This is a genomic window from Allobosea sp. (assembly GCF_036675845.1).
Taxonomy (GTDB): Bacteria; Pseudomonadota; Alphaproteobacteria; order Rhizobiales; family Beijerinckiaceae; genus Allobosea.
Window position 1 is genome coordinate 1 of the sequence record NZ_JAKFED010000133.1, and the last position, 2,966, is coordinate 2,966.

2 protein-coding genes are annotated in these 2,966 nt (G+C 67.4%); one reads left to right on the plus strand and one right to left on the minus strand.

The features are described from left to right. Nucleotides 1-393 precede the first annotated feature (393 nt). Entirely contained in the window at nt 394-2,232 is a 1,839-nt protein-coding gene (locus V6M56_RS13845) for an autotransporter family protein (RefSeq protein WP_332684604.1), read from the plus strand. Between the two features lie 426 nt (nt 2,233-2,658). On the opposite strand, the gene V6M56_RS13850 is transcribed toward V6M56_RS13845, so the two are convergent. Further along, nucleotides 2,659-2,966 (minus strand): transposase (locus V6M56_RS13850; protein ID WP_332684605.1); only part of this gene is annotated, 308 nt, incomplete at its 5' end.

Sequence of the window (2,966 nt, forward strand, 5' to 3'; positions counted from 1 at the left end):
CGCCCACCGGCCGCATACGAGCCTTGGCGGCCTCACCCCGAACGAGTTCGCAACCCGGTCCAGGACGGACCACAACAAGAGCAGAGTCCAGTTATGAACGAGGGCAAATAGGGGGCAACGTCAGGAACTCTCATCGGTATCACAACTCAGCTCATCACTGGTCCGGCTGTCATCACCAATAACGGCACCGGCACGATCCGCGGCGGCACGAGCGCGGACGGCACATCGGGCGGTGCGGCCGTTCAGACAGGCGGTGGCAACACCCAGACCATCACGAATTTCGGCCTGATAGAGGGCGGGTTCGGAGCGGTTGCGATTCAGGCTGGTGCCAACAACACCACCATTGTCAACGGCGGCACGATCCGCGCCGGCAGCGGCAGCGCCAACGCCATCGTGTTCAGTACGAGCACAAGCGCCAACGCCACGCTGGAACTCCAGGACGGCTCGCAGATTTTCGGCAACGTCATCGCCAGCGCCACGGGAACGAACGACACGCTCCGGCTCACCGGCACCGGCAGCAACAGCCTCGACATCGGACAATACCGGAATTTCGACAGCTTCCAGAAAGTCGGAACCGGCATCTGGACCTTGTCGGGCAGCGGCGATCTGACCGGCGCGACCACCGTTGCCGGCGGCACGCTCGTGGTGAACGGCTCGCTCGCCAGCTCGGCGGTGACGGTCCAGTCCGGCGCGACGCTCGCCGGCAACGGCACGGTCGGCGCGACGACGCTATTGACCGGCGGCCGGATCGCGCCCGGCAACTCGATCGGCACGCTCACCGTCAACGGCGCCTATGTGCAGAACGCCGGTGCGACCTATCAGGTCGAGCTCGACCCCGCGACGACGACCTCCGATCTGATCCGGGTCAACGGCACGGCGACGCTGGCGAGCGGTGCCACGATCAGCGTCATCAACTACACCGGAGCGGCCTATGTCGCCGGCCAGCGCTTCACGATCTTGACCTCGACCGGGCTGACCGGGACCTACGGCTTCGGCGACCAGATCCTGACGCCCTTCCTCAATCTGCGCGATGCCTACGACGCCAACAACGCCTATCTGACGGTGATCCAGACCCGGACCGCGGGCAGCATCGGCACCACGCCCAACGAGACGGCAATCGGCAAGAGCGTCGACAGCCTGCCCACCGGCAATTCCGTTCAGAGCGGCGTGCTCAACCAGGCGAGCATCGATGCCGCCCGGCTGGCGCTGAATCAGCTCTCCGGGGAAATCCACGCCTCGGCCAGGACGGTGCTGATCGGCGAGAGCTGGCTTCTGCGCAGCGCCGTGAATGATCGGCTGCGCTCCGCCTTCGGCAGCGTCGGTGCCGCACCAATGGCGACCCTGAACTACGGCTTCACGGCCGACCTTGCCCCGAGCGTGAAGGGGCCGATGCCGACACTCAAATCGGACCGCCTCGCGGTCTGGGGCCAGGGCTATGGCTCGTGGGGCAGGACGGACAGCGACGGCAACGCCAGCAAGCTGACGCGCTCGACCGGCGGCTTCCTGCTTGGCGCCGACGCGGCCCTATTCGAGAATTCGCGCTTCGGCATCATCGCCGGCTACAGCCGCAGCGACTTCGACGTCACGAGCCGGCTCTCCTCGGGCGAGAGCGACAATTATCATCTCGGGCTCTATGGCGGCAGCCAGTGGGGCGCGATCAATCTGCGGGTCGGCGCAAGCTATACCTGGCATGATGTCGAGACCCGCCGGGCCGTGACCTCCGCACTCATCGGCAGCAACCCACATGCGAGTTACGACGCCGGCACGGCACAGATTTTCGGCGAGGCGGGCTACCGCGTCGATCTCGGCCGGGTGGCGCTCGAACCCTTCGCCGGCCTGGCCTATGTCAATCTGCGCACGGACGGTTTCAGCGAGACCGGTGGCGTCACAGCGCTGACCGGCCGCGGCGACGACGCCAGCCTCGGCTACTCGACGCTGGGCTTGCGCGCCTCGACCAGCCTCGACCTGCAAGGCATGGGGCTGACCTTGCGCGGCGGCCTCGCCTGGCGCCATGCCTTCGGGGATGTCGACCCGAGCGTGACGCTCGCCTTCGCCGGCTCCAGCGCCTTCACGATCGCCGGCCTGCCGATCGCCCGCGATGCGGCGCTCGTCGAAGCGGGACTCGACGTCGCCATCGGTCAGAGCGCGACACTCGGCGTGTCCTACACCGGCCAGCTCGCCGAGGACACTCAGGACCATGCCTTCAAGGGCGCCCTCGCGGTAAGGTTCTGACCAGCAAGCAGACCTTCCGAACGTCCACAACGGGTCGGGGCCAGAAGTCAGGACGCCACGCGGCAATGTCCGCTTCCGGGCGGCAGCCCAATGTCCGCAGATGTGAAGGGTTTCGGATGCCGGCCCGTGCGATGGGGTTCGGACTGGGCTGAGGGCCGGCGTCCGAAAGCCTCCAGGGGAGGAAGCCGCGGCCCGTGGCCGTGGGCTATGGGGATTTCGCCGCGCGGCCTGGTCGGCGGGATCGTGCGAGGCGCGCGGCGGTGGCGCGATGCTCCGACCGAGATGCCCGGAAGCCTGAAGTTTGATGCGTCTGGGCGGGATCTGCGATCGCCGAAAGGTCCATTTCCGCCATCGGGGCGATCGGGATCGCCCGCTCTCTGGCCGAGATCGGCAGCGCTTCCTCGGGGTGTCGTCCCGGCGCCATCGTCATGAGGTGTCGATCCTGACGGCGAGGATGGTGCGCGGCGCTGTGCCCGGTGCGAAGCGCTCGACGAGGATCATGCGGCCACCGCAGCAGGGGCAAGGAGGCCTCCGCTCATCGACCGGATCGGATTGTTCGGCCGAGATCTCTGCTCCACGATCTGCCGTCATCGTGGCCGGCGTCGCCGCCGCCATGATCTGCCTGACGCGAGCGATGGTGGCGGCGCGCCGGCTGGAGGCGAGCAGGCCGTAGTGGCGGATGCGGTGGAATCCGTCTGGCAGGACGTGGAGCAGGAAGCGGCGGATGAACTCGT